Annotated in this window: 1 protein-coding gene; it reads left to right on the plus strand. The window is 69.4% G+C overall.

Going from position 1 to position 235, the window contains the following annotated elements; genetic code table 11:
- Positions 1 to 235: AMP-binding protein (locus tag AAE029_RS36305; RefSeq protein WP_371077780.1), on the plus strand; the 235-nt coding region annotated here is incomplete at both ends.

Below are 235 nucleotides of genomic sequence, written 5' to 3' on the forward strand. Positions count from 1 at the left end.
GCGAGGAGACCCGACTTGCCGCGCTGACGCTGACTGTGCCGGTCGATCATGGCGAACCGGCGAGCTACCCGTTCGTTCCCGTGACGGAGCGGATCGCCGAACAGGCGGCCCTTGCCCCTGCGGCCGAGGCTGTCGTGTGCGAGGGCGAACGTCTGTCCTATGGTGAGCTCGAGGCGCTCGCCAACCGCATCGCAAGGCGGCTGCAGTCCCTCGGGGTTGGTCCCGACGAGCGCGT

It is taken from the genome of Sinorhizobium sp. CB7 (genome assembly GCF_041357635.1).
GTDB lineage: Bacteria > Pseudomonadota > Alphaproteobacteria > Rhizobiales > Rhizobiaceae > Rhizobium.